This is a genomic window from Enterococcus sp. 5B3_DIV0040 (assembly GCF_002140755.1).
In the GTDB taxonomy this organism is placed as follows: Bacteria; Bacillota; Bacilli; order Lactobacillales; family Enterococcaceae; genus Enterococcus_D; species Enterococcus_D casseliflavus.
In genome coordinates, this window is sequence record NZ_NGLC01000003.1 from 335,285 (window position 1) to 339,503 (window position 4,219).

General features: G+C 45.2%; 2 protein-coding genes. Both read left to right on the top strand.

From position 1 onward, the window contains the following. The coding region (locus A5883_RS18790; protein WP_176324040.1) for an LPXTG cell wall anchor domain-containing protein at positions 1-715 on the top strand (715 nt) is incomplete at its 5' end. An 82-nt stretch (positions 716-797) separates the two neighbouring features. After that, a partial coding sequence (locus A5883_RS19050; protein ID WP_217809249.1) for a Rib/alpha-like domain-containing protein occupies positions 798-4,219 on the top strand: 3,422 nt, incomplete at its 3' end.

A 4,219-nucleotide genomic window follows, 5' to 3' on the forward strand; every position in this document is an offset into this window, starting at 1 on the left:
GGATGGCAAGGAAAAAGAATTAGGCACGGATCCAAATAAAGTGGATACAGATAATGACGGCTTCTCCGACAAAGAAGAAGTGGACAAAGGTACCAATTCACTAGATCCAAATTCAACTCCGGCAAATCCAACCGATCCAAGCACGATTGATCGTGATGGGGACGATCTAACGGATGCGAAAGAGAAAGAGTTAGGCACGGATCCAAACAAGGTCGACACAGATGGTGATACCTTCTCTGATAAAGAGGAAGTGGACAAGGGGACTGATCCATTGGATTCAGCTTCAAAACCAGAAACAGCGAAAGGTGAGCCTGCAATAGAAGAACCTTTACCAGAGTTTGATTTGAATAAAGATGATGATGGAGATGGTGTAACAAATGGTGAGGAATTAACTAAGGGCACGGATCCATTAGATCCAAATTCTAAACCAGTGCCTTCACCGGAGCCAGGTCAGCCGGAAAGAAAACCAGCGACTAATCCAAAAGGAGCTGCGCCACAATTAGGTAAGACAGAGGGTGAAGCTTCTGCATCAGGAAAAGCTGGTACATCTGGTCAAGGAAACAAACAGGCAGGAAAAGCTTCCAGCAAAGCCAGCCAACTGCCAAAAACAGGTGATACGACAAGTCCTTTAGGACTGCTTGGTGCGCTTCTTACTAGTGCCGGTGCATTGTTTGCCTTTGGTAAAAAAAGAAAAAAAGAACATGAAGTAGAATAAAAGATCATTCGTTCTAACTTCACAAAAGAAAGACAAGGGAGTGGGAAGGAACCGCTCCCTTGTTCTATTGATGGAGGAATGTATGAATAAGAAAACATACTGGTTGATCAGTCTATGCGGTATGATGACGGTCTCTTTCTGTCATGGCCAGCCTGTTTCTGCGCAGGAAAATACCAAGCATCCATTGACCGCTGAAACCGCTGTATTGATTTCAGAAGGAAAAATTCGTCTGGAAGACGGACGGGTGGATTCTCTGCTATACAAGGGGAAACTCTTGTCTCCCGATCAGGATAAGGATGGGGATGGGTTACTAAATTCCGAGGAAATCTACACCTATTTCAAAGAGGGAAGGCAGTACTATGGCTATCACAGTCATCCATTGCTTTTTGATACAGATGGGGACGGATTGTCTGATCAGGAGGATGTCCAGCCTCTTGTATGGGATATCTCTCCCAGAGATATGGCACTGTTTATGGAATTGGTGTACCGTGACGATGCGTATATCCATAAAGTATTAGACGAAACAATCGAATTCACCGAATTATATAAGGATCGATTCGAGTATGCCATGATGCATAAGGAGCTGTCTCGCTTTTGGCAGGTGAAAGAAGTGCATCATCTGAATGAAGGCTTCGATGCGGTGTTGTTTGAAACCAAAAGCCCCTATCCTTATTTAGCAGATGGGACAGTGCAGGTATTAGGGATCAGAGGCACACAAGGGACTGGGGATGTGGATGATGATTTAGCGATTTTTGTCGGGGCAAGTCCAAAACAGGCAATTGTTTTAGAAGAGCTTCTGCAACGTTATGAGGCGAACAATCGTGTAAACAATCTTTATGTGACCGGGCATTCCTTAGGAGGCTATCTGGCACAGCGAGGATTGATTGAAGCGAGAAGAAAAGGCTATGACTGGTATAAACAAGCCTATACCTTTAATGCGCCCAAAATCAAAGGGAATGCGTTTAATAAATGGCTGTCTGAGCTGGCGGATGAAGGAAATACATTGACCAGACAAGGAGAAGCGGTCCACTATATTGCGGAGAATGATCGCACCGTTGGGATGGTTGGCACGTTTGATGGTGCCACCAATGTAGGACGGTCTTCCAATGGTCATGGCTCCCGAACATACTTTGAAGAGCTGGTCAATGGATTGCCAGATTTTTCTGTTGGAAAACGTACCGTCATGAATGGGACAGGGTATGAGGAGGAAGGACTCAAAGCGCTGCATTTCAATGAAACCGTTACAGATAGTCAAGTGTATCCGGAGATTACTGCACAGCCAGAGGAAGTAACGGAAGGAGCTCCAGTGGACTTGACGGATAATCTTAGCCATGTCCCACAGGATGGAAAAGTGGACGATGTGACCGATTATTCTGTGATAGATCTCACGAAAGCTGGAGAGTATACAGGAACGGTTCGAGTGACTTTTTCTGATCAGAGCGAAAAAGAGTTTTCTGTGCCTATTTCGGTTACTGCAAAAGCGGAGCGGGTTTCTACAGAGATTTATGTACGAAATGGTGGGGCAGCTGATTTCAGCGGCAATGGTTCAAAAGAAGCGCCTTATGGCAGTTTGTTATATGCTTTGGAACAGGCAAGAGCTGGAGATACGGTGATTCTAACAGAAGATATTTCCTTAAATGGCACAAAAGACCTTGTGATCGATAAAGCCATTACCATTGATGGGAAAAATTATGGGATTTATTTCAGAGGGCTAGATATGGTATTAGAAAGTGATACCGTTTTAAAAGATCTTGGCTTGAAGTTTTTAACCGATGGCGCCATTGATTTCGAACGGTTGAAGATTGGGAAAATCATTGTGAACGATCATTCTCTCACCATGGACAATGTGAATACGCTTCTTGGAAAAAGCCAAACTGATGAACGTCCAATGTTAGTGGCAGGAAGTATCGATGGTACTTCGCCACGAGGCTCTGGCGCAAAAATCAAGCTGATCAATGCCACATCAGAAACGCGATTTAAGAGTATTGTTTTGGGGAATATAGTGGGAGAAAAACACACAGCTACAGAGCTGGAAATCGATGGTTTTGCAAGTTCTGATCTGGGAATCATGGTTTCCAGCTTTGACAAAGCTCCTATCCGTAATGATGTAAGCATTCGATTGGATGGCGGCAAAATCAGGCAGATTGTGCACGGGGATAAAGCATCGGCAGTTCATGTCACCGTTGGAAAAAACCAACACATTTACGAAGCCAGCTTTGATCCGATCACGGATCTGGTGTTAGAAGAAGGCGCAACGTTAACGCTGGCGGATGAACCTCAAACCCTTGGCCATGTCATTTTAAACCCAAAAGCCAGCTTGAATTTACAGGATTCACCAGAGACCAACGTCACAAGTATTGAAACCGAAGGAATGATTACTATTGACCCAAATCAGAACCAGCTGATCGTGACCGATACGATTACGGGTAACGGACATTTTCGTATTCAGGCGTGGAGTGGTTTGCCTGATTTGGAGAAAGAGATGATTCATTTTCCAAATGGAGAGCCAAGCGATATTCATGCGGATATTTGGAATCCGATGTATGAACTGCATAAACAGGCTACAGGGTATCGTTTAGCAGAAGCACCAGAACCTTCAATGGAAACGGATCAGTATACCCCGAAACTGCCAGCGGAAAAACTGGCAGTAGACGATCCAGCCCATCTTTCACCAGAGGAAGAAACGGCACTGATTGAAGCGGTGCGTGAGGTCAACCGAGGTTATTTACCAGATACGGTGGCTTACTGGATTGAGCCGGAAGAAGGCTTGATTGTGCTTTATGGGGATCACTCGGAAGATGTCCTCCCCCTGGATCAACTGGTGATCCAGAAGAAAGAACCAGCCCTCCCGGCTGTTGTGATTGAAGAAATCCCAAGTATTCCAGCAGAAAATATCTTATCAGTAGAAGTCTATCAAGGGGATCCGGTTGTTCTAGAAGACAATCTTCAAGGGTTACCAGAAGGCAGTGTGGTAGAGGTTGTGGAAGCAGTAACCAGTGAAACGGCTGGTACGTTTGAAGGGAAAGTGAAGGTGACCTTTGGGAATGGCTCCAGCCGAATCGTAACAGTGCCGGTAATAGTGAAGGAACGAATTCCAGCTAGTACATTGGAAGAGATCCCAAGTATTCCGGCAGAAAATATCTTGGCAGAGGAAGTCTATCAAGGCGATCCGATTACTTTAGCGGATAATGTTCAAGGGTTACCAGAAGGCAGTGTGGTGGAAGTTGTGGAAACAGTGACCAGTGAAACAGCCGGTACGTTTGAAGCCAAAGTGAAAGTGATCTTCGAGAATGGTTCCAGTCGAATCGTAACAGTTCCGGTAACAGTGAAGGAACGAATCCCAGCTAGTACTTTGGAGGAAATCCCGAGTATTCCATCAGAGAATATCTTGGCAGAGGAAGTCTATCAAGGAGATCCGATTACTTTAGCGGATAATGTACAAGGGTTACCAGAAGGCAGTACAGTAGAAGTTGTGGAGGCAGTGACCAGTGAGACGGCCGGTAC